This is a genomic window from Kluyvera sp. EC_51 (genome assembly GCF_019584505.1).
Taxonomy (GTDB): Bacteria; Pseudomonadota; Gammaproteobacteria; order Enterobacterales; family Enterobacteriaceae; genus Kluyvera; species Kluyvera sichuanensis.
In genome coordinates this window covers 42,769-69,286 of the sequence record NZ_VDAG01000010.1, presented here as the reverse complement: position 1 = coordinate 69,286, position 26,518 = coordinate 42,769, and the positions used below count along the sequence as shown (strand labels likewise).

General features: G+C 55.6%; 23 protein-coding genes. 12 read left to right on the top strand and 11 right to left on the bottom strand.

Annotation, left to right across the window (positions count from 1 at the left end):
- The first annotated feature begins 24 nt into the window (after window positions 1–24).
- The 4 genes from yebS (at window position 25) to FHC49_RS03855 (ending at window position 5,779) form a co-directional block, all read left to right on the top strand.
- Window positions 25–1,308, top strand: a complete 1,284-nt coding sequence (gene yebS, locus FHC49_RS03870) for a membrane integrity lipid transport subunit YebS (protein ID WP_220438822.1) — start codon at window positions 25–27, stop codon at window positions 1,306–1,308.
- On the top strand, window positions 1,277–3,910 hold the full coding sequence (locus tag FHC49_RS03865) for a PqiB family protein (protein WP_185667643.1): 2,634 nt from the start codon (window positions 1,277–1,279) through the stop codon (window positions 3,908–3,910). Before yebS ends, FHC49_RS03865 begins: the two co-directional genes overlap by 32 nt.
- Before the next feature lie 79 nt (window positions 3,911–3,989).
- A complete protein-coding gene (gene rsmF / locus FHC49_RS03860) occupies window positions 3,990–5,429 on the top strand; it encodes a 16S rRNA (cytosine(1407)-C(5))-methyltransferase RsmF (protein WP_220438802.1) in 1,440 nt (479 codons plus the stop codon).
- A gap of 110 nt (window positions 5,430–5,539) precedes the next feature.
- Window positions 5,540–5,779, top strand: coding sequence for a YebV family protein (locus FHC49_RS03855; RefSeq protein ID WP_035891671.1), 240 nt, complete (start codon window positions 5,540–5,542; stop codon window positions 5,777–5,779).
- Window positions 5,780–5,815: 36 nt separating this feature from the next.
- On the opposite strand, the gene lpxP is transcribed toward FHC49_RS03855, so the two are convergent.
- The 4 genes from lpxP to yobA all read right to left on the bottom strand — a co-directional run bounded on the left by lpxP (window position 5,816) and on the right by yobA (window position 9,091).
- Window positions 5,816–6,751 carry a kdo(2)-lipid IV(A) palmitoleoyltransferase gene (gene lpxP / locus FHC49_RS03850; RefSeq protein WP_185667771.1) on the bottom strand — a complete coding sequence of 312 codons (936 nt, stop codon included), beginning with the start codon at window positions 6,749–6,751 and terminating at the stop codon, window positions 5,816–5,818.
- A 742-nt stretch (window positions 6,752–7,493) separates the two neighbouring features.
- Window positions 7,494–7,832 (bottom strand): YebY family protein, encoded by a 339-nt coding sequence (locus tag FHC49_RS03845; protein ID WP_220438927.1) that lies wholly within the window; start codon window positions 7,830–7,832, stop codon window positions 7,494–7,496.
- 12 nt (window positions 7,833–7,844) lie between these two features.
- Window positions 7,845–8,714 (bottom strand): copper homeostasis membrane protein CopD, encoded by an 870-nt coding sequence (gene copD / locus FHC49_RS03840; protein ID WP_220438801.1) that lies wholly within the window; start codon window positions 8,712–8,714, stop codon window positions 7,845–7,847.
- Between the two features lie 2 nt (window positions 8,715–8,716).
- Complete coding sequence (yobA, locus tag FHC49_RS03835; protein ID WP_185667590.1) at window positions 8,717–9,091, bottom strand: CopC domain-containing protein YobA; 375 nt, start codon at window positions 9,089–9,091, stop codon at window positions 8,717–8,719.
- 137 nt (window positions 9,092–9,228) lie between these two features.
- Between yobA and FHC49_RS03830 the strand changes: the two genes are divergently transcribed.
- From FHC49_RS03830 to exoX, 3 genes are all read left to right on the top strand, one after another.
- Window positions 9,229–9,459 (top strand): DNA polymerase III subunit theta, encoded by a 231-nt coding sequence (locus FHC49_RS03830; RefSeq protein ID WP_185667589.1) that lies wholly within the window; start codon window positions 9,229–9,231, stop codon window positions 9,457–9,459.
- 89 nt (window positions 9,460–9,548) lie between these two features.
- Entirely contained in the window at window positions 9,549–10,217 is a 669-nt protein-coding gene (locus FHC49_RS03825) for a carbon-nitrogen hydrolase family protein (protein ID WP_185667588.1), read from the top strand.
- Window positions 10,218–10,239: 22 nt separating this feature from the next.
- Window positions 10,240–10,899, top strand: a complete 660-nt coding sequence (gene exoX / locus FHC49_RS03820) for an exodeoxyribonuclease X (RefSeq protein ID WP_185667587.1) — start codon at window positions 10,240–10,242, stop codon at window positions 10,897–10,899.
- Here exoX and ptrB read toward each other — a convergent pair whose 3' ends face one another.
- A complete protein-coding gene (ptrB, locus tag FHC49_RS03815) occupies window positions 10,900–12,951 on the bottom strand; it encodes an oligopeptidase B (RefSeq protein ID WP_185667586.1) in 2,052 nt (683 codons plus the stop codon).
- Window positions 12,952–13,128: 177 nt separating this feature from the next.
- Here ptrB and purT point away from each other — a divergent pair, with 177 nt between their 5' ends.
- A complete protein-coding gene (gene purT, locus FHC49_RS03810) occupies window positions 13,129–14,307 on the top strand; it encodes a formate-dependent phosphoribosylglycinamide formyltransferase (protein WP_220438800.1) in 1,179 nt (392 codons plus the stop codon).
- Window positions 14,308–14,383: 76 nt separating this feature from the next.
- Here purT and FHC49_RS03805 read toward each other — a convergent pair whose 3' ends face one another.
- From FHC49_RS03805 to zwf, 3 genes are all read right to left on the bottom strand, one after another.
- Window positions 14,384–15,025, bottom strand: coding sequence for a bifunctional 4-hydroxy-2-oxoglutarate aldolase/2-dehydro-3-deoxy-phosphogluconate aldolase (locus FHC49_RS03805; RefSeq protein ID WP_185667584.1), 642 nt, complete (start codon window positions 15,023–15,025; stop codon window positions 14,384–14,386).
- Between the two features lie 39 nt (window positions 15,026–15,064).
- Window positions 15,065–16,876, bottom strand: a complete 1,812-nt coding sequence (edd, locus tag FHC49_RS03800) for a phosphogluconate dehydratase (RefSeq protein WP_220438799.1) — start codon at window positions 16,874–16,876, stop codon at window positions 15,065–15,067.
- 233 nt (window positions 16,877–17,109) lie between these two features.
- Complete coding sequence (zwf, locus tag FHC49_RS03795; protein WP_220438798.1) at window positions 17,110–18,585, bottom strand: glucose-6-phosphate dehydrogenase; 1,476 nt, start codon at window positions 18,583–18,585, stop codon at window positions 17,110–17,112.
- Between the two features lie 410 nt (window positions 18,586–18,995).
- On the opposite strand from zwf, the gene FHC49_RS03790 reads away from it, so the two are divergent.
- Together FHC49_RS03790 and pyk are read left to right on the top strand one after the other, a co-directional pair.
- On the top strand, window positions 18,996–19,865 hold the full coding sequence (locus tag FHC49_RS03790; protein WP_220438926.1) for a MurR/RpiR family transcriptional regulator: 870 nt from the start codon (window positions 18,996–18,998) through the stop codon (window positions 19,863–19,865).
- Window positions 19,866–19,965: 100 nt separating this feature from the next.
- Window positions 19,966–21,408 carry a pyruvate kinase gene (pyk, locus tag FHC49_RS03785; protein WP_035891694.1) on the top strand — a complete coding sequence of 481 codons (1,443 nt, stop codon included), beginning with the start codon at window positions 19,966–19,968 and terminating at the stop codon, window positions 21,406–21,408.
- Window positions 21,409–21,496: 88 nt separating this feature from the next.
- Here the strand turns inward: pyk and lpxM are convergent, their stop codons facing one another.
- The 3 genes from lpxM to znuA form a co-directional block, all read right to left on the bottom strand.
- Entirely contained in the window at window positions 21,497–22,474 is a 978-nt protein-coding gene (gene lpxM / locus FHC49_RS03780; RefSeq protein ID WP_220438797.1) for a lauroyl-Kdo(2)-lipid IV(A) myristoyltransferase, read from the bottom strand.
- A gap of 131 nt (window positions 22,475–22,605) precedes the next feature.
- Window positions 22,606–23,928, bottom strand: coding sequence for a murein DD-endopeptidase MepM (gene mepM / locus FHC49_RS03775; protein WP_035891697.1), 1,323 nt, complete (start codon window positions 23,926–23,928; stop codon window positions 22,606–22,608).
- 12 nt (window positions 23,929–23,940) lie between these two features.
- Window positions 23,941–24,900, bottom strand: coding sequence for a zinc ABC transporter substrate-binding protein ZnuA (gene znuA / locus FHC49_RS03770; protein ID WP_220438795.1), 960 nt, complete (start codon window positions 24,898–24,900; stop codon window positions 23,941–23,943).
- A 77-nt stretch (window positions 24,901–24,977) separates the two neighbouring features.
- On the opposite strand from znuA, the gene znuC reads away from it, so the two are divergent.
- On the top strand, window positions 24,978–25,733 hold the full coding sequence (znuC, locus tag FHC49_RS03765) for a zinc ABC transporter ATP-binding protein ZnuC (RefSeq protein WP_185667579.1): 756 nt from the start codon (window positions 24,978–24,980) through the stop codon (window positions 25,731–25,733).
- The gene (znuB, locus tag FHC49_RS03760) at window positions 25,730–26,515 is read left to right on the top strand and encodes a zinc ABC transporter permease subunit ZnuB (protein ID WP_185667578.1); all 786 of its coding nucleotides are present in this window, start codon (window positions 25,730–25,732) and stop codon (window positions 26,513–26,515) included. Before znuC ends, znuB begins: the two co-directional genes overlap by 4 nt.
- Window positions 26,516–26,518: the final 3 nt, after the last annotated feature.

The window sequence follows — 26,518 nt, the reverse complement described above, 5'->3', positions numbered from 1 at the left end:
TACATTCATTTCTCAATGTAATAAATGGCACTGACAACATCACGTATAACGCCGTCGAAAAAAATACATATTCACAAGATTAATGCATCGTTGCCGTGGGCACATTACCAACGTTGCCCCCAGTGCGATATGCTTTTTCGGTTACCGGTCGTAAAATCATCACAAAGTGCCTACTGTCCACGCTGTAACGCCAAAGTGCGCGACGGGCGCGACTGGTCGTTGACCCGCCTCGGCGCGATGGCCATCACCATGCTGCTACTCATGCCCTTCGCATGGAGCGAACCGCTGCTACGCCTGCATCTGTTGGGTGTCCGTATCGATGCCAACCTGCTGTCCGGGATCTGGCAGATGACCGATCAGGGCCACCCCATCACGGCGGCGATGGTCTTTTTCTGCACCGTCGGCGCGCCTTCGGTGCTGGTCGTCTCCATTGCCTATCTGTGGCTCGGTAATATTCTGGGTATGAATCTGCGCCCTGTCCTGCTGATGCTCGATAAGCTTAAAGAGTGGGTGATGCTGGATATCTACCTGGTTGGGATCGCCGTTGCCTCGATCAAGGTGCAGGACTACGCCTTCCTGCAACCGGGAATCGGCCTGCTGGCATTTATCTCTCTGGTGGTACTCAGCATCCTGACCCTGATTCATCTGAACGTCGAGCAACTGTGGGAGCGCTTTTACCCCCAGCGCCCCGCCACGCGCCCTGACGCCAGTCTGCGCGTCTGCCTTGAGTGCCACTACACCGGTTTTGCCGATACGCGCGGGCGCTGCCGCCGCTGCCATACGCCGCTGCGCTACCGTCGGCGGCAGAGCCTGCAAAAAAGCTGGGCGGCGCTGGTCAGTTCGATCGTCTTTCTCATTCCCGCTAACCTGCTGCCAATCTCCGTTATCTATGTTAACGGCGGGCGACAGACGGACACCATTCTTTCTGGGATCATCTCGCTTGCCAACAGCAACGTGGCGGTGGCGGCGGTGGTGTTTATCGCCAGTATTCTGGTGCCGTTTACCAAAATTATCGTGATGCTGACGCTACTGACCAGCATTCACTTTAAATGCGAACAGGGGCTGCGTACGCGCATACTGCTGCTGCGCTTTGTCACCTGGATTGGCCGCTGGTCAATGCTCGATCTGTTTGTGATTTCATTAACCATGTCGCTCATCAATCGTGATCAGCTTCTCGCCTTCACGATGGGCCCCGCTGCGTTTTATTTCGGCGCTGCGGTAATATTAACTATTCTTGCTGTTGAATGGCTGGACAGCCGCATACTTTGGGACGCACATGAGTCAGGAAACGCCCGCTTCACAGACTGAGGCGCGAATTAAAACCAAACGCCGTATCTCCCCGTTCTGGCTGCTGCCGGTCATCGCGCTGATGATTGCCGGCTGGCTTATCTGGAACAGCTATGAGGATCGCGGTACCACCATCACCATCGACTTCATGTCGGCGGACGGTATTGTGCCGGGCCGAACCCCAGTGCGCTTCCAGGGCGTCGAGGTCGGCACGGTTCAGGATATCCGCCTTGCCCAGGACCGCAGTAAGATCGAAGTACGCGCCAGCATTAAAGCCGATATGGAAGATGCGCTGCGCGACGAAACCCAGTTCTGGCTGGTGACCCCGAAGGCGTCCCTTGCCGGGGTCTCCGGTCTTGATGCGCTGGTTGGCGGTAACTATATCGGCATGATGCCGGGTAAAGGCGAAGCGCGCGATCACTTCACCGCGCTGGATACGCAGCCCAAATATCGGCTGAACAACGGTGAGCTGATGATCCATCTGCACGCCCCGGATTTAGGCTCGCTCAACAGCGGTTCGCTGGTCTACTTTCGCAAAATTCCGGTCGGCCGCGTCTATGACTACGCCATTAACCCAAACAATCAGGGCGTCACCATTGATGTGCTGATCGAGCGTCGATTTACCAATCTGGTGAAAAAAGGCAGCCGGTTCTGGAACGTCTCGGGCATTAAGGCGGATGTAGGACTCAGCGGCGCGAAGGTACAACTCGAGAGCCTCGCTGCGCTGGTCAACGGCGCGATCGCCTTTGACTCCCCGCCCGATTCGCAGGCCGCTGCGCAGAACGATGAATATGGCCTCTATGAGGATCTTGCTCACAGCCAGCGTGGCGTGTTGGTGCAGCTTCAACTGCCAAGCGGCGATGGTCTGAAGGCCGGTTCGACGCCGATGCTTTATCAGGGACTGGAAGTGGGCCAGTTGACCAAACTGACGCTCAACCCGGACAACTCCGTTACCGGTGAAATGACCGTTGACCCAAGCGTGGTCTCACTGCTGCGGGAAAAAACGCGCATTGAACTGCATCAGCCGAAGCTGTCGCTGGATAACACCAACCTGAGCTCGCTGCTCACCGGCAGCACCTTTGAGCTGGTACCGGGCGACGGCGAGCCGAAAGATCGCTTTACCGTGCTGGCAGCAGACAAAACGCTGCTGCAACAGCCGGGCGTGATGACGCTAACGTTGACCGCACCGGAAAGCTACGGCATTGATGCCGGGCAGCCCATCATGCTGCATGGGGTGAAAATTGGCCAGGTCATGGAACGCGCGTTGACGGCAAAAGGCATTAGCTTTGCTATCGCCATTGACCCGCAGTATCGCGACCTGATCCACGGCGACAGCAAGTTTGTGGTCAACAGCAAAATGGATGTCAAGGTGGGCATCGATGGCGTTGAGTTCTTAGGCGCTAGCGCCAACGAATGGCTCAGCGGCGGGATTCGTATCCTGCCGGGTGAAAAAGGGCCGATGAAGTCGAGCTATCCGCTGTTCTCTAACCTCGAGAAAGCGCAGGAGAACAACCTCAGCGACTACCCAACCACCACCCTGATGCTGACAGCGGAGACGCTGCCGGATATTCAGACCGGCTCTATCGTACTGTATCGTAAATTTGAAGTCGGTGAGGTCACCTCGGTGCAGCCTCGCGCCAACGCGTTCGATATTGCGGTACACATCAAACCGGAATACCGTTCGCTGCTGACCCCAAACAGTGTCTTCTGGGCTGAAGGCGGCGCGAAGGTGCAGCTCAACGGCAGCGGCCTGACGGTGCAGGCCTCCCCGCTCTCCCGCGCACTGAAAGGGGCAATCAGCTTTGACAATCTCGATGCCGCCGGCGCAGGCAGCCGTAAAGGCGATAAACGCCTGCTTTACGCGTCGGAGACCGCCGCACGCGCCATTGGCGGGCAAATCACGCTGCACGCCTTTGATGCCGACAAGCTCTCGACCGGTATGCCAATTCGCTACCTCGGCATTGATATCGGTCAGGTGCAGAACCTGGAGCTGAACGCTTCACGTAACGAAGTCCAGGCCAGCGCCGTGCTTTACCCTGAATATGTTTCAACCTTTGCGCGACGCGGCACCCGTTTCTCGGTGATCACCCCGCAAATCTCGGCGGCGGGCGTGGAACATCTGGATACCCTGCTGCAGCCGTACGTTAACGTCGAGCCAGGCCACGGCGAAATGCGCCGTGATTTTGAGCTACAGGAAGCGACGATTTCCGACTCCCGCTACCTCAACGGTCTGAACATCGTGGTGGAAGCACCGGAAGCCGGTTCGTTAAGCATCGGGACACCAATATTGTTCCGTGGGCTTGAGGTGGGCACCGTCACCGGGCTACGTCTGGGCAGCCTTTCCGACCGCGTGATGATTGAGATGCGTATCGGCCAGCGCTACCAGCACCTGGTGCGTAACAACTCGGTGTTCTGGCTGGCCTCCGGCTATAGCCTCGATTTTGGCCTGGTGGGCGGCGTGGTGAAAACCGGCACTTTCAACCAGTTCATTCGTGGCGGTATCGCCTTTGCGACCCCGCCGGGCATCCCGCTGGCACCGAAAGCACAGGAAGGGAAACACTTCCTGCTGCTGGAGTCTGAACCGAAAGAGTGGCGCGAATGGGGTACCGCCCTGCCGCGTTAAAACCCTCTGCGCCGGTGCCCGTCACCGGCGCATTTTTATGATAAACTGCGCGCTCTTTATCTCCTTGTGGTATTCGCCAGTGGCTCAAAACTCAGTCTATTTCCCCGATGAATTCCTTGCGCAGATGCGCGAGGCCATGCCAAAAAATCTCTCTTTTGATGCATTTATTGATGCCTGCCAGCGCCCGCTGCGTCGCAGCATTCGCGTCAACACGCTCAAAATTACCGTGGATGATTTTCTGGCGCTAGTTGCGCCGTACGGCTGGCAGCTAACCCCGGTTCCCTGGTGCGCCGAAGGTTTCTGGATTGAACGCGAAAATGCCGACGAGCTCCCACTGGGCAGCGCCGCCGAGCATTTAAGCGGCCTGTTTTATATTCAGGAAGCCAGCTCCATGCTGCCCGTCGCCGCGCTGTTTGCCGATGGCGCAGTACCCACGCGCGTAATGGATGTTGCCGCCGCGCCTGGCTCGAAAACCACGCAGATCGCCGCCCGAATGGAAAACCATGGCATGTTGCTGGCTAACGAATTTTCCGCCAGCCGCGTGAAGGTGCTGCACGCTAACATCAGCCGCTGCGGAATCGCGAATACCGCCCTGACCCACTTTGATGGCCGCGTATTTGGCGCGGCACTGCCGGAATGCTTCGACGCCATCCTGCTCGATGCCCCGTGCTCCGGCGAAGGCGTGGTGCGTAAGGACCCAGACGCGCTAAAAAACTGGTCGCTTGCCAGCAACCAGGAGATCGCCAGCACCCAGCGCGAGCTTATCGACAGCGCGTTTCATGCCCTGCGCCCTGGCGGTACGCTGGTCTACTCCACCTGCACGCTTAACCGCGACGAAAATGAGTTGGTAGTCAACTGGCTGCTCGAGCGCTATCCGGAGGCGGTGGAAGTGCTGCCGCTGGGCGACCTTTTCCCAACCGCCGAGCAGGCGCTGACCCCGGAAGGCTATCTGCACGTCTTCCCACAAATTTACGACTGCGAAGGTTTCTTCGTCGCTCGACTGCATAAAACGGCAGCGATCGACCCGCGACCCGCGCCGGGCTACAAGGTCGGCAAATTCCCGTTTGCACCTATGAAAAACCGCGAATCAGCGGCGGTAGCCGAGGCGGCTAAGCGCGTAGGAATCGAGTGGGATGCGTCGCTAACGCTTTGGCAGCGCGACAAAGAGATCTGGCTGTTCCCGGCGGAAATCGAACCGTTGCTGGGTAAAGTGCGTTTCTCTCGCATCGGCATTAAGCTTGCTGAAACCCACAATAAAGGCTTCCGTTGGCAGCATGAAGCGGTTATCGCCCTGGCAAACACGGAGAAACTGGGACATGAATTAACGGCAGAGGAAGCGCAGGAGTGGTATCGCGGGCGCGACGTCTACCCGGAAAATGCCCCAGCGCAGGATGACGTGATTGTCACGTTCCAGGGCTTTCCACTCGGGCTGGCAAAGCGTATTGGCTCTCGTCTGAAAAACAGCTATCCGCGAGAACTGGTGCGCGATGGGAAACTTTTTATCAACAGGTCGGAGTAGCGCACAAAAAAAGCGCATTTTTTAATTGGCGAAATGCTCGACGTTGGCTAGGATGAAAAGGTACGGCCACTGGTCGTACCACACCGGTCAGCAGATTAACGGAGAGCATTATGAGCAAAACCAGCGTACGCATCGGCGCATTCGAGATTGATGATGCCGTGCTGCACGCCGAACAACACGGCGAGCGAACGTTAAGCATCCCTTGTAAGTCCGATCCCGATTTGTGCATGCAGTTAGATGCCTGGGATGCCGATATCAGCATCCCAGCCCTTCTTGATGGCGAACATTCGGTTCTCTATCGCAAACATTACGATCAACCGTCCGATGCCTGGGTTATGCGGCTTGTCTAACCCAAAAAGAACCCGCCATCAGGCGGGTTATTTATTTTATTTGGTGTGTGGCACCGCTTTGTAGAGCGACGCCTCTCCCCGCGGTCGGGTTTTGAACCGGCGATGCACCCACAGATACTGCTCCGGCGCACGTAAAATCTCGCGTTCGATAATTTTGTTCATATAGCTCGCCGCCGACACTTCATCCCCACAAGGATAATCGGTCATCGCTTCACTAATGTGCAGCGTGTAGCCCTTCATATTCGGTTTACGCACCATGGTCACGGTCAGCATCGCGGCCCCAGAGAGTCGCGACAGCACGTTGGTACCGTTGGTGGTGGCCGCTTCGCTTACCGAGAAGAACGGGGCAAATACGCTCCCTTTCGGGCCATAATCCTGGTCCGGCGCAAACCATACCGCTTCACCCGCTTTCAGCGCCTGAACCAGGCCACGCAGGTTACGACGATCGATCATCGCTTTGTTCGAGCGCAGACGACCGGTGGTTTGTACCCACTCCATCAGCGGGTCGTTGTGCGGACGATAGGTTGCCATCATTGGACGGCACAGACCCATCGCACGGCCGCCTAATTCCAGCGACATAAAGTGCACACCAACCACCATCACCCCACGCTGCTCTTTCAGCGCGTGCATCAGGTTGGCATAACCTTCAACGTCAAACCATTTGCGCACGCGCGCATCGCTCCAGAACCAGGCCATACCGGTTTCGATAAGCCCCATACCCAGAGACATAAAGTTTTGTTCAATCAGCTTTTCGCGCTCGGCGGCATCCATATGTGGAAAGCAAAGCTCAATATTGCGCGTAGCAATTTGCTCACGGCGTTTTAAAAAACGACGCGACGCTTTACCAACGGAGGTGCCGAGCAGATGCAGAAGCGGATAAGGGAGCTGGACGACCAGCCATAACAGAGCAAGCGCAAACCACTTCAGCCCATTGCGGGGATGAAGTAAACGAACATCAAAATTCTGGAACATCATTTCTTCCGGGTAACATGGAGCACTGCACAAGGTAACGCATAAGGAAAAAACGAGTCCGTTCATCTGTCTTTAAGCGGTACGTATGAGTGTTTGACAGTACTGCGTTCGACAAATTCACTGCCCGGACGTTTATTTACAAAACGGCAGAAAACAGAGGTGTGATGCGGCGTGGCAGGCTGTGGCTTAACTCGCCGCAAGCATGCGCTTTTTCTTCAAAAAAAAATAGCGATTTTTATTCACGAGTTGAAATAAATATTCAAATAATGAGTGAAAATATAATTAGCGGGATAGTTATTGTGACAAACGAAATGATTATCCAGCGATTTTCCGATGTTCTAATAGCTGCTTCACATTTTCACGGAAATTTTTTTTCGCGAAATGACACAAAAATGCTTGGATGCCGTCGAGAATCTGTTTACATTGGGTTAACAAGCACGCAAGCAGCAAAGTGTGTTTATCCTGTGGAAGGGAAACTGCAGATAAAAAGAGACCGAAAACGATTCCTGTTTTCGGTCCAGGGAAATGGCTCTTGGGAGAGAGCCGTGCGCTAAAAGTTGGCATTAATGCAGGCTAAGTCGCCTTGCTTTATAAGAATAGATGACCGTGACAGGTTTTCCAGTCCACAACTGCTGTGAGCTGAAAAATTTCGTTCAATAAACGGCATAACATAAAAAAACCGCAGCCCTTTCTGCAAAAGGCTTGCGGTTTTTTATTGATTTCTAAACAGATATTCTGCGAATTAGCAGAGTTTCTGTGCCCGTTCGATAAACGGCGCCAGGCTCATTTTCACGCCGGGCTGTTTCGGATCGTCAACCTGGATGATACTCAGCGGCTGCACCTGCGTTTTGCCCGCCTTCACCTGCTGCTCTGCAACATCATTCAGCGGATACTGCACCAGCGTACTAGGGTTAATCACGTACAGCGCGTTATCAGGACGGCAGGTCAGCATCACCTCTTCGCGGTTAAACGCCCACTTGTCTTTGCCCACCTCAAAGCGGCTCACGGTAATGATCTGCGCCGACAGCGCGGATCCCGACGCCGTTAATAACAACAAAGAGAGAATAATCTTTTTCATAATTCGCCAGTTCAATTAAAAAGGTTCCCAGGTCGCAAACAGGCTTACGCAGACCAGCACCAGCGCTCCCAGGATAATTTCTACCTGCGTGGTCCGCAGGAAAATACGCGACACCCGCTCAGGAGCCGTCGACATGCGCGGCACCAGCAGGTAACGATTCGCGAGCGCCACCAGCACCATCAGCGCGACAACACTACACTTCACCCACAGCGCTATTCCATAAGACGTAGCGGTGGTGAATCCGCCCTGAATCAGCCATGCGTTGACTACCCCGCTGGCGATGGCCCCCGCGACCGCCAGATGCCCATAGCGAGAAAAACGCATCATGGTGGCAATTGCTGGTTGACGCCAGCGCCCTTTTGCCAGCCGCAGGCAGTAGAGGAACGGAATTAATCCGCCCACCCATGCACCCGCACACAGCAGATGTATCGCATGGTTGGCGCGCTGTAATACGCCCAGCGCTCCGTCGTTCATGGCAGCGTGACCGACGCCCGCCAGCAGGATAAACTGAGCCACGCAGAGAAGCAAAAGTCGCCGCATCATCTGTCGCGGCTGAATCCAGGCCACGCCCAGTGCCACCCACGCCAACACAATCTGCCATAGCCAGACGCTGCCAAAATGCGTCTGCACCACCGCTTGCCAGACCTCTGGCCGCCAGGTATCTGACCAGCCATCGCCCATCAACCCGCCCTGCGCCACCAGCATCAGCATTGCCGAGAGCACACTCAGCGTCAGCGAACCGCGCAGCAGTCTGGAGAAACGTTGCACCAGCAGACGTCGAAGTTCTGTTGGTGCCCACCATCCGGCATAAAGCGTGCAGCCGAAAGCGACCATCAGCGCGGCAAAGTGGACAAAGCGCAGCCCAACGTAGAGAGCCGTTAGCATGGTTACTTGACGCTAAACTGGTACTGACCTTTGGTCTTGTGGCCGTCAACGGAAACCACGTGCCATTCGACGGTATAGAGCCCGTCACCCAGCGTTTCGTTCAGTGGAATAACCAGCTGCGTGTTGTCCTTCTCGTTGCGCACCGCTTTACCGACCGGGATAATCCGCTTTTCGGGACCGGTTAGCGTCACGCCGCTGAATCCCGGCTCAATGCCTTCGGAGAAGTTAAGCGTTAAGGTTTGCGGCGCTGGGCTGACTTCCGAATTTGCCGCGGGGGTTTGCTGTTGCAGATGAGCGTGCGCAAAGACCGGTGAAGCAGTCAGCGATCCGAGTAAAAACAGCGTGGCACCCAGCGCGCGAGGAGCGGTGAATTTCATTTCCATCATTCCCTTTTGTTATCGATATATGACAAAGAATAACGCTGTATAATGTTCACGTCGAGATGAGCACCCTCTGGACTTGCCATTTTGCGATACTCTTAGTAACTTTTGCGCGTTATCCCAAGGAGAAAATCATGCATACCAATCTGGCAACCCTCCCCCAGGACGAGATGGACAAAGTGAACGTCGATCTGGCCGCCGCAGGCGTGGCGTTTAAAGAACGCTACAATATGCCGGTCGTCGCCGAAGTGGTGGAACGCGAACAGCCAGCGCACCTGCGTGACTGGTTCCGCGAACGGTTAATTACGCACCGTTTAGCCTCGGTTAATCTTTCTCGCCTGCCGTACGAGCCAAAAGCCAAATAAAGCTTACGCTAAGTGACAGTTCCTTACGTCCATCCTGATACTATCGTCTGGAATAAAAGCCCAATGACAACGTGTTGAAGGATGCAACTATGCTGACATGGACTATTGCTGCAGCGCAATATGCTCCCCGCAGAGGGGATGTCGCTGAGAACATTACCCACCATCTGCGGTTTATCGATGCCGCCGCCGAGCAGGCCTGTAAGGTATTAATCTTCCCGGAGCTTTCTCTGACCGGTCCCGATGACGAGCAAACTTTGCCCGCACCGCCGAACGATACCCAGCTACAGCCCTTAAGCGAGGCTGCCCAGCGGCATCAGATGACTATTATCGCCGGGCTGCCGATGGAAAATGACGGTAAGCGCATCAAAGGCATCGTTATCTTCGCCCCGCACGCCACCGGCCCTATCAAGCAGCATCAGGGCCAGGGAACCTGCCTGGCCCCTGAGTCCGATCAAATCAGCGTCTTTGAACTGCACCATGAAGGCTGCGAACTCTCGCCGCAGGCCTCGCTGCTGGCCACGGTCAGTTCAATGGCGGAACCGCAGCAGCAGCGAACCAGCCAGCGGCTACAGCGCTTCGCTCACAAGTACGCTATTGCCGTGCTGAAATCCAACTACGCCAGTGGCACCTTTTCCGGCGGTAGCGCGTTATGGGATGAAAACGGCCAGCTTATTGTGCGTGCCGATAGCGGCGAACTGCTGCTAACGGGCAGAAAGAGCGACCAGGGTTGGCAAGGCGAGATCATTCCATTACGCTAAGCGTTTTAGGCCGGAGTTTGCCATGCTGCGCGTAATCGATACAGAAACCTGTGACCTGCAAGGGGGCATCGTGGAGATCGCCTCCGTTGATGTTATTGACGGTAAAATCGTCAACCCCATGAGTCACCTGGTGCGTCCGGACCGCCCTATCAGCCCGCAAGCGATGGCCATTCACCGGATCACCGAAGAGATGGTGGCAGACAAACCGTGGATTGAGGAAGTGGTGCCGTTTTATCAGGGTAGCCCGTGGTATGTCGCCCACAATGCCAGCTTCGACCGCCGCGTGCTGCCAGAAATGGACGGCGAGTGGATCTGCACCATGAAGATGGCCCGCCGCCTGTGGCCGGGCATCAAGTACAGCAATATGGCGCTGTACAAGTCACGCAAGCTAAGCGTGGCAACGCCACCGGGTCTGCATCATCACCGCGCGCTTTACGACTGTTATATCACCGCTTCGCTGCTGATTGACATTATGCAGGTATCAGGCTGGACGCCGGATCAGATGGTAGACGTCACCGGCCGACCGGCGCTGCTGCGTACCTTTACCTTCGGCAAATACCGCGGGCAGGAAGTGGCTGAAGTGGCGAAAAACGATCCGGGCTACCTGCGCTGGCTGTTTAACAACCTCGACCGCATGAGCCCGGAACTGCGCGTAACCCTCAAACACTACCTCGAGCAGTAGCTAACGCTCGGACTGCCCCGGCAAGGTCCCCTGCGCCAGGGCAATCAGGAAGGCAAACTCCAGCGCCACCCCTTCATAGCTTTTATAGCGACCGGACTTCCCACCGTGGCCGGAGTCCATCTCGGTGCACAGTAGCAGCAGGTTATCGTCTACCTTCAGCTCACGGAGCTTCGCCACCCATTTTGCTGGCTCCCAGTATTGCACCTGTGAATCATGCAGCCCGGAGGTCACCAGCAGGTGCGGATAAACCTGTGCTTTGACGTTGTCATAAGGGCTATAGGACTTCATATAGCGATAGTAGGTTTCATCCTGCGGATTACCCCACTCCTCAAATTCGCCGGTGGTCAGCGGAATCGACTCATCGAGCATCGTGGTCACCACATCGACGAACGGCACCTGCGCAACAACACCGTGGAACAGTTCAGGACGCTCGTTAATCACGGTTCCCATCAACAAGCCTCCCGCGCTACCGCCCATGCCATAACAGAGCGCCGGGTCGCCATAGCCTTTCGCCAGCAGCGCATCGCAGGCATCGAGGTAGTCATTGAAAGTGTTTTTCTTTTTAAGGAATTTCCCCTCTTCATACCAGAGCTGCCCCAACTCCCCGCCGCCGCGAATATGGGCGATGGCAAAGACAAAGCCCCGGTCGAGCAGGCTTAAGCGGCTGCTGCTAAAATCGGCGTCCATACTGGCCCCGTAGGAGCCGTAGCCGTAGACCAGCAGCGGATTTTTACCGCGACGAAAATGCTCATGACGATAGACCAACGACACGGGCACCTCGACGCCATCGCGTGCAGTAATCCAGATACGTTCACTGCGGTAACGACTGGCGTCGAACCCTTTCACCTCCTGCTGCTTCAGCACACGGCGCTCGCCGCTGTCCATATCCAGCTCAAACAGCGTATCCGGGGTGGTCATCGACGAATAGCCGTAGCGCAGGCAGGCGGTTTCCGGTTCCGGGTTATAGGCAATCCACGTCACATAGGCCGGATCGTCAAAGGCAATGGCCGTTTCCTGTTGGCGATGGCGATGGATTTGACGCAGGCGGGTTAAGCCATGCTGGCGCTCTTCCACCACCAGCCAGTCGCGAAACAGCGTGAAATCTTCCAGCATCACTGCATCACGCGGTGCAATCAGGGTTTGCCACTCGGCCTCTTCCCAGGATTCACTGCGGTACAGGCCGAAGTTTTTACCCTCGCGGTTAGAACGCAGGTAGAACTGGTTTTGGTAGTGATCGAGGCTGTACTCATGATCTTTACGGCGCGGGACATAGACGCGCGGCTCGGCGTTAGGCTGGTCGGCATCCAGCAACAGCATTTCACTGGTGGTCGTGCTGGACAACGCAATCACCACGTACTGGCGTGAAGAGGTCTTGTGCAGGCTGACGTAAAACGTCTCGTCGCGCTCTTCGTAAATTAGCTCATCCTGCTCAGCAGGCGCACCAACCTGATGTCGCCACACCTGCCACGGCAGCAGCGTCGTTGGGTGCTGACGCACGTAGTAAAGCACCCGCGAATCGTTGGCCCACACCACACCCGGTGATACATCATCAATCACCTCTGGCAGCCAGGTTTCATTCTCCAGATGGCGAATGCGCAGGCTGTACTGGCGACGGGAGAGGAAATCCTCGGTGACCGCCAGCAGGTTATTATCTGGTGCGACGTTCAGCCCACCCAGGGTATAGAATTCGCTGTGCGCCGCCCTTTTATTTTCATCAATCAGCAAGGACCACTCATCGCTGTTTAATGCCTGGCGCTGGTAAATCGCATATTCACGGCCCGGCTCAAACACCTGGCGATAGCGATAGCCGTTTTTGATATAGGGCGCTGAAACCTCACGTGGAGGGATCCTGTCGACAATCTCTTTTAGCACGCGATCCTGCAGGCTGCGCTGGGAGGACATCACTTGACGCCCGTAGGCGTTCTCCTGCTGCAGGTAATCAAGCACCGCTGGTTTAGAGCGCGTGTCATCGCGAAGCCAGTAGTAGTTATCGACGCGCGTATCACCATGCAAAGTCATGGTGTGGGGTATCCGTTTCGCTTTAGGTGGCATCTCGTTATTCTTCTTGTCGTGTTAATTCATTATTAAGCCTGGCAAAAGTCGCGCTCATTGCCAACTTAACCTATCCCCTCATCCTACGTTTCATCCGTCTTTTGTGCCACTTGCAAGACAGACGCAAACGTTTTCGTTTATAATGCGCCAAACTTTGGATAGACGGTGGAATGGGTAATGACGTTATTAGGAACAGCTCTGCGTCCCGCTGCGACGCGCGTAATGCTTCTGGGTTCAGGTGAGTTAGGTAAGGAAGTGGCGATCGAATGCCAGCGCTTAGGTATTGAAGTGATCGCCGTGGATCGTTACGCCGATGCGCCAGCCATGCACGTTGCGCACCGCGCTTACGTTATCAACATGCTCGATGGCAACGTCCTGAAAGCGCTGGTTGCGCAGGAAAAACCTGACTTTATCGTGCCAGAAATTGAAGCTATTGCCACGGACACGCTGATTGAGCTTGAGCAGGTAGGCCAAAAAGTGGTGCCATGCGCACGGGCAACCAAACTGACGATGAACCGCGAAGGCATTCGCCGTCTGGCGGCGGAAACCCTCAAACTTCCCACCTCGGCCTACCATTTTGCCGACAGTGAAGCACAGTTCCGTGAGGCGGTCACCGATATCGGCCTGCCGTGCATCGTGAAGCCGGTGATGAGTTCATCCGGCAAGGGCCAAACCTTTATTCGCCGTGAAGATCAGCTGACGCAGGCCTGGCAATATGCGCAGGAAGGCGGTCGCGCCGGGGCGGGCCGGGTGATTGTTGAAGGGGTGGTTAACTTCGATTTCGAAATCACCCTGCTGACCGTCAATGCCGTCGACGGCGTGCACTTCTGCGCCCCGGTGGGCCATCGTCAGGAAGATGGCGACTACCGCGAATCCTGGCAGCCGCAGCAGATGAGCGAACTGGCGCTGGCGCGTGCACAGGAGATCGCCCGCGAGGTGGTGCTGGCGCTGGGCGGCTATGGTCTTTTCGGCGTAGAGCTGTTTGTGTGTGGTGATGACGTGGTGTTCAGCGAAGTCTCCCCTCGCCCGCACGATACCGGGATGGTGACGCTGATTTCGCAGGACGTCTCCGAGTTTGCTCTGCACGTTCGCGCTTTCCTCGGGCTGCCGATTGGCGCTATCCGTCAGTACGGCCCATCCGCTTCTGCGGTACTGCTGCCCACGCTGACCAGCCGCAACGTCACCTTTGATAACGTGCAGAATGCGCTAAGCGCCGGGGTACAGCTGCGTCTGTTCGGTAAACCGGATATTGCGGGTTCTCGCCGTATGGGCGTGGCGCTGGCAACGGCGGACAGCGTTGAAGAGGCCGTCGAGCGTGCCAAAATCGCCGCTGCGGCCGTGGTAGTTCAGGGATAAGAAAAAAGGCGGGCTGCTTGCGCATACCCGCCCTTCTTTTGCTTACCCGGCCATCAGGCTGGGTGCAGCAAACACCTTACAGCTTCGCGCCTTCAACCGCTTCGCGAGCCAGCTTGGTGATGCGATCGTAGTCGCCTGATTCCAGCGCGTCAGCTGGCACCAGCCAGGAACCGCCGATGCACAGTACGCTTTTCAGCGCCAGGTAGTCACGGTAGTTAGCTGGGGAGATACCGCCGGTTGGGCAGAAACGAATCTGAGAGAATGGACCCGCGATCGCCTGCAGCGCTTTCACGCCGCCGTTCGCTTCAGCTGGGAAGAATTTGAACTCTTTCAGGCCGTGTTCCATACCCAGCATCAGTTCAGACACGGAGCAGATACCTGGGATCAGCGGAATAGTACCCGCGGTCGCCGCTTTCAGCAGGCTGTCGGTCAGGCCTGGGCTGATAGCAAACTGCGCGCCAGCTTCGGTCACTTCTTTCAGCTGCTGAGCGTTGGTCACGGTACCTGCGCCCACGATAGCGTCCGGCACTTCTTTAGCAATGGCGCGGATAGCGTCCATCGCACAAGCGGTACGCAGCGTCACTTCCAGCACGCGTACGCCACCAGCAACCAGCGCCTTCGCCATCGGTACTGCGTGCTCAAGCTTGTTAACCACGATTACCGGTACTACCGGGCCAGTGGTCAGGATTGCTTCAGCCGTTGTTTTCCAGTTTTTCATCAGAAATTTTCTCTCGCCAGATCTACAAAACGTGTCATCTTAAAAGGTAATACAGGTTGCACCCTGCTCTGCGCCGGACAGTTTTTCCCGTAGTGCGCTAAACAGTTCACGGCCTGTCCCCACGCGCGAAGCGCTCAGATCGGGAATATGCGGTTGGCGTGCGGCCAGCTCAGCGTCATCAACCAGCAGCGTCAGCTCGCCGGTCTGGCCATTGACGCGAATCATGTCGCCATCGCGCACTTTCGCCAGCAGGCCACCGTCATAAGCTTCAGGGGTTACGTGGATCGCTGACGGCACTTTACCGGATGCACCGGACAGTCGTCCATCAGTAACTAACGCAATTTTGAAACAGCGGTCCAATAATACACCAAGTGGCGGCATAAGTTTATGTAATTCTGGCATGCCGTTCGCTTTTGGCCCTTGATGGCGCACAACAACCACGCAATCTTTATCCAATAAGCCCGCTTCGAACGCTGGCAGCACATCGTGCTGGCTCTCGAAGACCACCGCTGGCGCTTCAATAATCTGGTTTTCAACCGGTACTGCCGACGTTTTCATCACCGCACGACCCAGGTTACCGCTCAGCACTTTGGTGCCGCCGTGTTTTGAGAACGGTTTGTCGAAGGTGGCGATGATGTTGTCATCCAGCGACACGGTTGCGCCTTCACGCCAGTCAAGCTTGCCGTCGTTCAGCCACGGTTCCATGGTGTAGTGCGAGAGACCAAAACCGGCCACCGTGTTGACGTCTTCGTGCAGCAGGCCGCCTTTCAGCAGTTCGCGGACCAGTACCGGCACACCGCCCGCCGCCTGGAAGTGGTTGATATCGGCCGGGCCGTTCGGATAGAGACGCGCCATCAGCGGCACAACTTCAGACAGGTCAGAGAAATCATCCCAGTTGATGATGATGCCCGCCGCGCGCGCCATCGCCACCAGGTGCATGGTGTGGTTGGTTGAACCGCCGGTTGCCAGCAGCGCCACGATGCCGTTGACCACCACTTTTTCATCGATCATTTTACCGAGCGGCATCCACTCGTTACCGTTACCGGTCATGCGCGTTACCTGACGCGCGGCGGCAGCGGTCAGTTCAGCACGCAGCGGTGCATCCGGGTGTACGAATGAGGAACCCGGCAACTGCATGCCCATAAATTCGATCACCATTTGGTTGGTGTTGGCGGTGCCATAGAAGGTGCAGGTGCCCGGTGCATGATACGACGCGGCTTCAGATTCCAGCAGCGCGTTACGATCCACCTTACCTTCAGCATACAGCTGACGGATACGTACTTTTTCTTTGTTCGGCAGGCCGCTCGCCATCGGGCCTGATGGAATAAACACGGACGGCAGATGACCAAAGGAGAGCGCCGCCATGGCAAGCCCTGGGACGATTTTGTCGCACACACCGAGGTACAGCGCACCGTCAAACATATTATGTGACAGGCCCACGGCGGCAGACATCGCGATTACTTCGCGGCTCAGCAGGGAAAGCTCCATACCGTCTTGCCCCTGTGTCACTCCGTCACACATGGCCGGGACACCACCCGCGACCTGACCAACCGCGTTCACGCTGTGCAGCGCTTTACGGATCAACTCCGGGTAGTGTTCATAAGGCTGATGGGCAGAAAGCATGTCGTTATAGGAGGTAATGATCGCGATATTGTTACGCAGCATACTCTTCAGCGATGCTTTATCGTCCGGTTGGCAGGCAGCGAAACCGTGTGCCAGGTTACCGCAGGCCAGTTCAGAACGGTGAACCGTTTCAGTTTTGGCCTGATTGATACGCGCCAGGTAGGCTTCGCGGGTTTCACGCGAGCGTTCAATAATACGATTTGTTACGCGTAACATTACAGAGTTCATAAAGGCTCCTTAAAATTTTTCTGTCCAGGCCGCTATCTTACACGGTTAAATCATAGGTCTGATTTATCAGAAAAGCCCGTATAGCGCAGCTCAGAGGCAAAGGTCTGCCCGTAGTGTAATAAAAAAAGCCCCGGTGGTGAATCCACCCGGGGCTTAAATGCGTAAAAATAGCACTACATGCTGTGTTAGATCATGTTACCGGTAAAATAACCCTTCCGGATTATCGCAGCCGGTTATTCGAACTCGTTCCAGGAGCGACCATCACGGGTGATCATCGCAACCGAAGCTACCGGCCCCCAGGTGCCAGCCTGGTACGGTTTCGGCGCGTCTTTATCACTTGCCCATGCTTCCGTGATGGAGTCGACCCACTTCCACGCTTCTTCCACTTCGTCACGACGTACGAACAGCGCCTGAATACCACGCATGGTCTCCAGCAGCAGACGTTCGTAGGCGTCCGCCAGGTGAGTCTGATTGAAGGTTTCGGAGTAGCTCAGATCCAACTTGGTCACCTGCAGGTTATGCTTGTGCTCCAGGCCTGGAACTTTGTTAAGGATCTGAATATCCACGCCTTCATCTGGCTGCAGACGGATAGTCAGTTTGTTCTGCGGCAGCTCAGGCCAGGTTTCCTTGAACAGGTTCAGCTCAGGGTTTTTGAAGTAGACCACAACTTCAGAGCATTTGGTCGGCAGACGTTTACCGGTACGCAGATAGAACGGAACCCCCGCCCAGCGCCAGTTATCAATATCCACGCGAATAGAAACGAAGGTTTCGGTGCTGCTGGATTTGTTCGCACCCTCTTCTTCCAGATAGCCCGGGACTTTCTGCCCCTGCGCAAACCCAGCGGTATACTGGCCGCGCACGGTTTTATCGCGAACGTTGCTGCGGTCAATGCGGCGCAGCGACTTCAGCACTTTCACTTTCTCATCACGAATGCTGTCAGCGGTCAGATCGGACGGCGGCGCCATCGCAATCATGCACAGAATCTGCAGCAGGTGGTTTTGGATCATGTCGCGCATTTGACCAGCCTGATCGAAATAGCCCCAACGGCCTTCAATCCCGACTTCCTCAGCCACGGTAATTTCCACATGGTCGATAGTGCGGTTGTCCCAGTTGTTCACGAACAGGGAGTTGGCAAAGCGCAGCGCCAGTAAGTTCAGTACCGTTTCTTTACCCAGATAGTGGTCGATACGGTAAAGCTGGCACTCTTCAAAGTATTCGCCCACCTGGTCGTTAATCTCACGTGAGGTTTCCAGTGAGGTACCCAGTGGTTTTTCCATCACGACGCGCGCAGGCTTGGCATTCAGCTTCGCTTCACCCAGGCCGCGGCAAATGGCGCCAAAGGTGCTAGGCGGCATGGCGAAGTAGTTAATGGTGATGCGATTTTTTTGATCGAGCATCTCACCCAGACGCGAAAATGCTGGCGCATCGTTAACGTCAAGGTTGCAAAAATCAAGACGCGCGCTGAGGGTATCCCACAAACTTTCGTCAATCTTCTCTTTCATGAAGGTTTCGAGCGCTTCGCGGACAACTTTGGTGTATGCCGCTTTATCCCAGTCGGCACGGCCTACGCCGATAATCCGGGTGTCCGGGTTAATCTGGCCGGCTTTTTCCAGCTGATACAGGGAAGGCAGCAATTTTCGGCGGGCCAAGTCGCCCTTCGCGCCGAAAATGACCAGATCGCATGCCTGGGCCGTTTGCGTTACCGCCATGTCATTCTCCTCAGTTAAAGATCCCGGTTGACCACCCAAAGGCGCTGCCAGGTTATATACCCGCTAGCTATCAGGTTTTCCTGAAAAATAGCGAATATCGTTGTAATTTTCTTACGGTGCACTGTACTGTGTTTACGAAATTGCCGAAACCCTTTAACGCGCGTCAACGCGTCCGATCGCACAAATCGGAACCATCAAGGCCTGAGTTTTAGGCAATCCGCCAGTATTGTTCGTTCTTTCGCCCGAGCGGCGTCTGTTAAAATACGACGCTGATCATGTAATGAAAAAAAACAACATTTTTTGCCGTTTCTCTCCACTTTTCGCCAGGCTTCAGGCGTATATTCTTGCTAAAACGCCTGCAGATTTCACCCATTAATGGAATCGTTTCAATCTATGAGCAACTTGTCACGATGAACATGCTGGAAAGAATCCAGACCCAACTGGAAAACCTTAGCAAATCCGAGCGAAAAGTGGCGGAAGTTATTCTTGCCGCTCCTGAACAGGCAATCCACTCAAGCATTGCCGCGCTCGCCCTTGAGGCCGAGGTCAGCGAACCTACCGTTAACCGCTTCTGTCGCAGTATGGAGACCCGCGGGTTCCCCGACTTCAAGCTCCATCTTGCCCAAAGTCTGGCCAACGGTACACCGTATGTTAATCGTAATGTTGATGAAGATGACAGCGTTGAGGCATATACAGCTAAAATTTTCGAATCCGCCATGGCTAGCCTGGCGCACGTCCGCCAGTCACTGGATATGTCGGCGGTTAACCGTGCGGTGGATCTGCTGACCCAGGCCAAGAAAATTGCCTTCTTCGGTTTAGGTTCTTCCGCCGCCGTGGCGCACGACGCGATGAACAAGTTTTTTCGCTTTAACGTCCCGGTCATCTATTCTGATGACATCGTACTGCAACGTATGAGCTGTATGAATTGCAGCGACGATGACGTTGTGGTGCTGATTTCCCATACCGGTAGAACTAAAAGCCTGGTTGAGGTCGCCCAGGTGGCGAGGGAAAATGATGCTATGGTTATCGCCATCACCTCCGCTGGCACGCCGCTGGCCCGAGAAGCGACCCTTGCCATCACGCTGGACGTTCCCGAAGATACCGACATTTATATGCCAATGGTCTCCCGACTCGCGCAGCTTACCGTGATCGATGTCCTGGCAACCGGTTTTACCCTGCGTCGAGGGGCGAAATTCCGGGATAACTTGAAGCGAGTCAAAGAAGCGTTAAAGGAATCGCGGTTTGATAAAGCGCTATCCGCACACAGCGATAATCATTAAAAGCGATAATAACGGTGTAACCTATTAAAACATTCGGTAACGCTTGCTACCGAATCCTGTTCACGCAACACCTGAGTTGTATTAGTCAACGGAGTATTACATGTCCAGAAGGCTTCGCAGAACCAAGATCGTCACCACGTTAGGCCCAGCAACCGACCGCGATAACAACCTTGAGAAGGTGATTTCCGCCGGTGCTAACGTCGTACGCATGAACTTCTCTCACGGAACACCAGAAGATCATCAGCTACGCGCTGACAAAGTACGCGAAATCGCAGCAAAACTGGGCCGCCATGTAGCTATTCTTGGCGATCTGCAAGGACCAAAAATTCGCGTTTCTACCTTCAAAGAAGGTAAAGTTTTCCTCAATATCGGCGACAAATTCCTGCTCGATGCCAACCTCGGTAAAGGCGAAGGCGACAAAGAGAAAGTGGGCATCGACTATAAAGGTCTGCCTGCCGACGTCGTGCCGGGCGACATCCTGCTGCTGGATGATGGCCGCGTACAGCTGAAAGTACTGGAAATCCAGGGCATGAAGGTGTTCACCGAAGTGACCGTCGGTGGCCCGCTGTCCAACAATAAAGGCATCAACAAGTTAGGTGGTGGCCTCTCGGCTGAAGCCCTGACCGATAAAGACAAAGCGGATATTCATACCGCGGCTAAAATTGGCGTTGATTACCTGGCCGTCTCCTTCCCGCGCTGCGGTGAAGACCTGAACTACGCTCGTCGCCTGGCGCGTGAAGCGGGCTGCGATGCGAAAATCGTCGCCAAAGTAGAACGTGCGGAAGCGGTGTGCAGCCAGGACGCGATGGACGACATTATTCTGGCCTCCGACGTGGTGATGGTTGCCCGTGGCGACCTGGGCGTTGAAATCGGTGACCCTGAGCTGGTCGGTATCCAGAAAGCGCTGATTCGTCGCGCGCGTCAGCTGAACCGTTCCGTGATTACCGCGACCCAGATGATGGAGTCGATGATCACCAACCCAATGCCTACCCGTGCGGAAGTCATGGACGTGGCGAACGCCGTGCTGGACGGTACCGATGCGGTAATGCTGTCTGCGGAAACTGCGGCGGGCCAGTACCCTTCTGAAACCGTGGCGGCCATGGCGCGCGTTTGCCTGGGCGCTGAGAAGATCCCAAGCATCAACGTCTCTAAACACCGTCTGGACGTGCAGTTCGACAACGTGGAAGAAGCGATTGCCATGTCGGCAATGTATGCAGCAAACCACCTGAAAGGCGTGACCGCCATCATCACCATGACCGAGTCTGGCCGTACCGCGCTGATGACCTCTCGTATCACATCCGGGCTGCCTATCTTCGCCATGTCTCGTCACGAGCGTACGCTGAACCTGACGGCGCTGTACCGTGGCGTCACCCCGGTATTCTTCGATAGCGAATGCGACGGCGTCGCCGCCGCACACGATGCGGTGAACCTGCTGCGCGACAAAGGCTATCTGATGTCCGGCGACCTGGTTATCGTGACTCAGGGCGACGTGATGAGCACCGTGGGCTCAACCAACACCACGCGTATCCTGACCGTCGAGTAAGTTATTCTCGATATAAAAAAACCGGACAATGTCCGGTTTTTTTTTGCCTGTGTAGCCCGGCCGAGCGAAACGACGCCGGGCTACGAGACTATTTCTTTTTCTTTGGGTAGAGCTCTTTGCGCTGATACGGCTCGGTTTCGCCCGGCTTACGCGTTTTCAGCAGCTTGAGGATCCACGTGTACTGTTCGGTATGCGGCCCAACGAAAATCTCCACCTCTTCGTTCATGCGACGCGCGATGGTGTTGTCGTCCGCTTCCAGCAGATCGTCCATCGGCGGGCGAACCAGAATCGTCAGGCGGTGCGTTTTGCCATCGTAGACCGGGAACAGCGGTACCACGCGTGCACGACACACTTTCATCAGGCGGCCAATCGCTGGCAGCGTTGCTTTATAGGTAGCGAAGAAGTCCACGAATTCGCTGTGCTCCGGGCCATGATCCTGATCCGGCAGATAGTAGCCCCAGTAACCCTGACGGACAGACTGAATAAACGGCTTAATGCCGTCGTTACGGGCGTGCAGACGACCGCCAAAACGACGACGAACGGTGTTCCAGACGTAGTCAAAGACCTTATTGCCCTGGTTATGGAACATCGCCGCCATCTTCTGGCCCTGTGACGCCATCACCATCGCCGGGATATCAACGCCCCAACCGTGCGGCACCAGGAAGATGACGTTTTCGCCGTTGGCACGCATCTCATCGATAATCTCCTGCCCCTGCCAGTCAAGACGCGGCAGAATTTTTTCCGGCCCTTTCAGCGCCAGTTCAGCCATCATAACCATCGCCTGCGGCGCGGTGGCAAACATATCATCGATGATGGCTTCACGCTCGGCTTCGCTTTTTTCCGGGAAGCAGTACAGCAGATTGATCTGCGCGCGACGGCGCGCACTGCGGCCAAATTTCCCCGCCAGGCGACCGAGCTTACCCAGAATAGGGTCGCGGATTTTTGCCGGTACGTAAGCGACTCCCGCAAACGCCAGCACGCCTAACCAGGCACCCCAGTACTGGGGGTGGCGGAAAGATTTCTCAAACTCGGGAATGTATTCACTGTTATTTTTTTTCGTTTCCATGCCTATTCCAGGGTTGATTCATCGGGTCAGTGTGGATAATCAGATAGTGTAGCGAGGCCGGATGCTTCGCACAAAAGAAAAAGCCGGTGCTGTATAGGCACCGGCTCTGAACGGATACTTCTTAGGCGAAATTAATCGAAACGCAGCTGCGGCAGAACCTCTTTCACCTGCGCCAGGTAATCAGTACGATCCGAGCCGGTCAGCCCTTCGGTGCGCGGCAGCTTCGCCGTCAGCGGGTTCACCGCCTGCTGGTTGATCCACACTTCATAGTGCAGGTGCGGGCCAGTAGAACGACCGGTATTACCGGAGAGCGCGATACGGTCACCGCGTTTCACCTTCTGACCTGGTTTCACCAGCAGCTTACGCAGGTGCATATAGCGGGTGGTGTAGGTGCGACCATGACGTACGGCGACATAATAACCCGCCGCGCCGCTGCGCTTCGCCACCACCACTTCACCGTCACCGACGGCCAGCACTGGTGTACCCTGCGGCATCGCGAAATCCACACCACGGTGCGGCGCGACGCGACCGGTTACCGGGTTCAGACGACGCGGGTTAAAGTTCGACGACACGCGGAACTGACGCGCGGTTGGGAAGCGCAGGAAGCCCTTCGCCAGCCCGGTACCGTTGCGGTCGTAGAACTTACCGTCTTCCGCGCGGATCGCGTAGTAGTCTTTGCCATCAGAGCGCAAACGCACGCCCAGCAGTTGGCTCTGTTCGCGCTTGCCGTTGAGCATTTCGCGCGACATCAGCACCGAGAATTCGTCGCCTTTTTTCAGCTTACGGAAGTCCATCTGCCACTGCATCGATTTAATCACCGCGCTCACTTCCGCGCTGGTTAAACCGGCGTTGACGGCGCTGGTCACGAAGCTTCCGCCGACGGTGCCTTTGACAAGGCTATTAACCCAATCGCCCTTCTGCAGCTCGCTGCTCATTTTGAAACCGTTAGCAACGCGATCGTAGGTACGGGTTTCGCGGCGCGACATCTCCCAGGTTAAACGCTGTAAATCACCGTCGTCATTCAGCGTCCAGGAGAGCTGCTGCCCCACTTTCATGTTTTTCAGGTCTTTATCAACCGAGGCAAGCTGGCTGATGTTACCCATATCGATGCCGTACTGATTGAGGATGCTGCTCAGGGTATCGCCCGTGGATACCACATATTCATGCACGCCCGTTTCGTTGTCGGCTTTATCGTCCAGCTCATCCTGAGGGATGGCTTCGTCTTCCTGTGCGGATTGGTCAATCGGTTCGCTGGCCTCTGGCAGAAGCGAACGAATCTCTTTTTTCTCCAGCTCAATCGTACGGACGACGGGGGATGAAGAGGTTGGATGGTAAACGTAAGGCCGCCAGACAGCGACGGCCAACGTGAGAACGGTGAGTGACCCCAGCATAACGCGGTGGGGCCGCGGCAAATTGTTAAATGCCAGAGCGACAGAGCGGGCTATCTGCTGCACGTATTCACTTCCTTACTTATCTCCTTTCAGGCAGCTCGCATACTGGGTCGCCAGTTGAGTAAGAAACGCTGGATAGCTCTCTTTACTCAGCTTAATGTTCGTGCCAAGAGGATCGAGCGTTCCCATGCGAACGCTGGTTCCCCGCGCAACAGATTCAACGACAGCGGGCCTGAATTGTGGCTCAGCAAAAACGCAGGTCGCTTTTTGCTCAACCAACTGTGTTCTTATTTGATGTAAACGCTGCGCACCGGGTTGAATTTCGGGGTTGACGGTGAAGTGCCCAAGCGGCGTCAAACCGTAGTGTTTTTCATAGTAGCCATAGGCATCATGAAAAACGAAATACCCCTTTCCTTTCACCGGCGCCAGCTCGCTCGCCACCTGCTTATCGGTTGCGGCCAGATTGGCCTCAAAATCCTTCAGGTTGGCATCGAGCCGGGCTCGACTCTGGGGCATAAGTTCCACTAATTTGTCATGGATTGCAACCGCCGACAGCCGCGCTATCTCTGGGGAGAGCCACAGGTGCATGTTGTACTCGCCATGATGGTGATGCGCGTCACCTTTTTCACCGTGAGCGTGGTCATGATCGTCTCCATCAGCACCATCATGGTCGTCGTCATCGGCACCTTTCATGAGTAACGGTTTCACCCCGTCAAGCTGGGCGATAGTGACTTTTTTGTTGTCAGGAATGCTTTGCGATGACTTGTCCATAAATGCTTCCATCTCAGGACCAGTCCATACGACTAAGTCCGCGTTCTGTAAGCGTTTTGCATCAGATGGGCGCAGTGAGTAATCATGTTCAGACGCACCGTCAGGCAGTAAAACCTGCGTCTCTGTTACACCGTCTGCAATGGCTGAAGCAATAAAGCCTAACGGCTTGAGTGATGCCACAACGGCCGCATCAGCATGCTGTGCTGTCGTTCCCCAAAGTGCAGCGGATAAAGCTGCGAAAAGAAGCGTATTTTTCTGTAACATAATGCGTCTATTAATCGAAATGGATAAGTAATGTGTGATATTATAACATTCACTATCTTGTGCAACCCCTAATTGCTATGACGAATCTTGTATCACTGGAAAATGTCTCCGTCACTTTCGGCCAACGCCGGGTGCTTTCTGACATCTCATTGAATCTCAAGCCAGGCCGCATTCTGACGCTGCTTGGTCCGAACGGCGCGGGCAAATCAACGCTGGTACGCGTGGTGCTCGGCCTCGTAGCACCTAGCGATGGCGTTGTCATTCGCGATAAACATTTGCGCATCGGCTATGTGCCGCAAAAGTTACACCTCGACGCCACCTTGCCGCTGACCGTCAAGCGTTTTTTACGCCTGCATCCGGCAACGCGAAAAGAAGATATTCTCCCAGCGCTCAAACGCGTGCAGGCAGGACATCTACAGGATGCCCCCATGCAGAAGCTTTCGGGTGGCGAAACCCAGCGCGTGCTGCTGGCACGTGCGCTGCTGAATAAGCCGCAGTTGCTGGTGCTGGATGAACCCACTCAGGGCGTGGACGTTAACGGTCAGGTTGCCCTTTACGATCTGATTAACCAACTGCGCCAGGAGCTCGACTGCGCGGTGCTGATGGTGTCGCACGACCTGCATCTGGTAATGGCAAAAACTGACGACGTGCTGTGTCTGAATCATCATATTTGCTGCTCGGGCACGCCGGACGTGGTGTCGATGCACCCTGAGTTTATCTCGATGTTCGGCCCGCGCGGCGCTGAACAGCTGGGGATTTACCGCCATCAGCATAATCATCGCCATGATTTACAGGGCCGTATTGTTTTACGTCGGGGAAATGGGCAGTCATGATTGAAATTTTACTTCCCGGCTGGCTTGCCGGAATGATGCTGGCGTGCGCTGCCGGCCCGCTGGGCTCGTTTGTGGTCTGGCGACGGATGTCCTACTTTGGCGACACGCTGGCTCACGCCTCATTGCTTGGGGTTGCCTTTGGCCTGTTACTGAACGTGAACCCGTTCTATGCGGTTATTGCCGTGACGCTGGTGCTGGCGGGCGGTCTGGTGTGGCTGGAGAAACGCCCTCACCTCGCCGTTGATACCCTGCTTGGCATCATGGCACACAGCGCGCTGTCGCTGGGTCTGGTGGTGGTCAGCCTGATGTCGAATATTCGCGTCGATCTGATGGCCTATCTGTTCGGTGACCTGCTGGCCGTTACGCCACAGGATCTTATCTCTATCGCGCTGGGCGTGGTGGTGGTGCTGGCGATTCTGTTCTGGCAGTGGCGTAATTTACTGTCGATGACGATTAGCCCGGATCTGGCGTTTGTCGATGGAGTGAAACTGCAGCGGGTGAAGCTGCTGCTGATGCTGGTTACCGCGCTAACCATTGGTGTGGCAATGAAGTTTGTTGGTGCGCTGATTATCACGTCACTGCTGATTATCCCAGCAGCCACAGCGCGTCGTTTTGCCCGTACTCCGGAGCAGATGGCGGGCGTCGCGGTTGGCGTTGGAATGATTGCCGTCACCGGCGGGTTAACCTTCTCGGCGTTCTATGACACCCCGGCGGGGCCATCCGTGGTGCTGTGTGCGGCGCTGCTGTTTATTCTGAGTATGTCGAAGAAAGCGGCGGTCTGATTC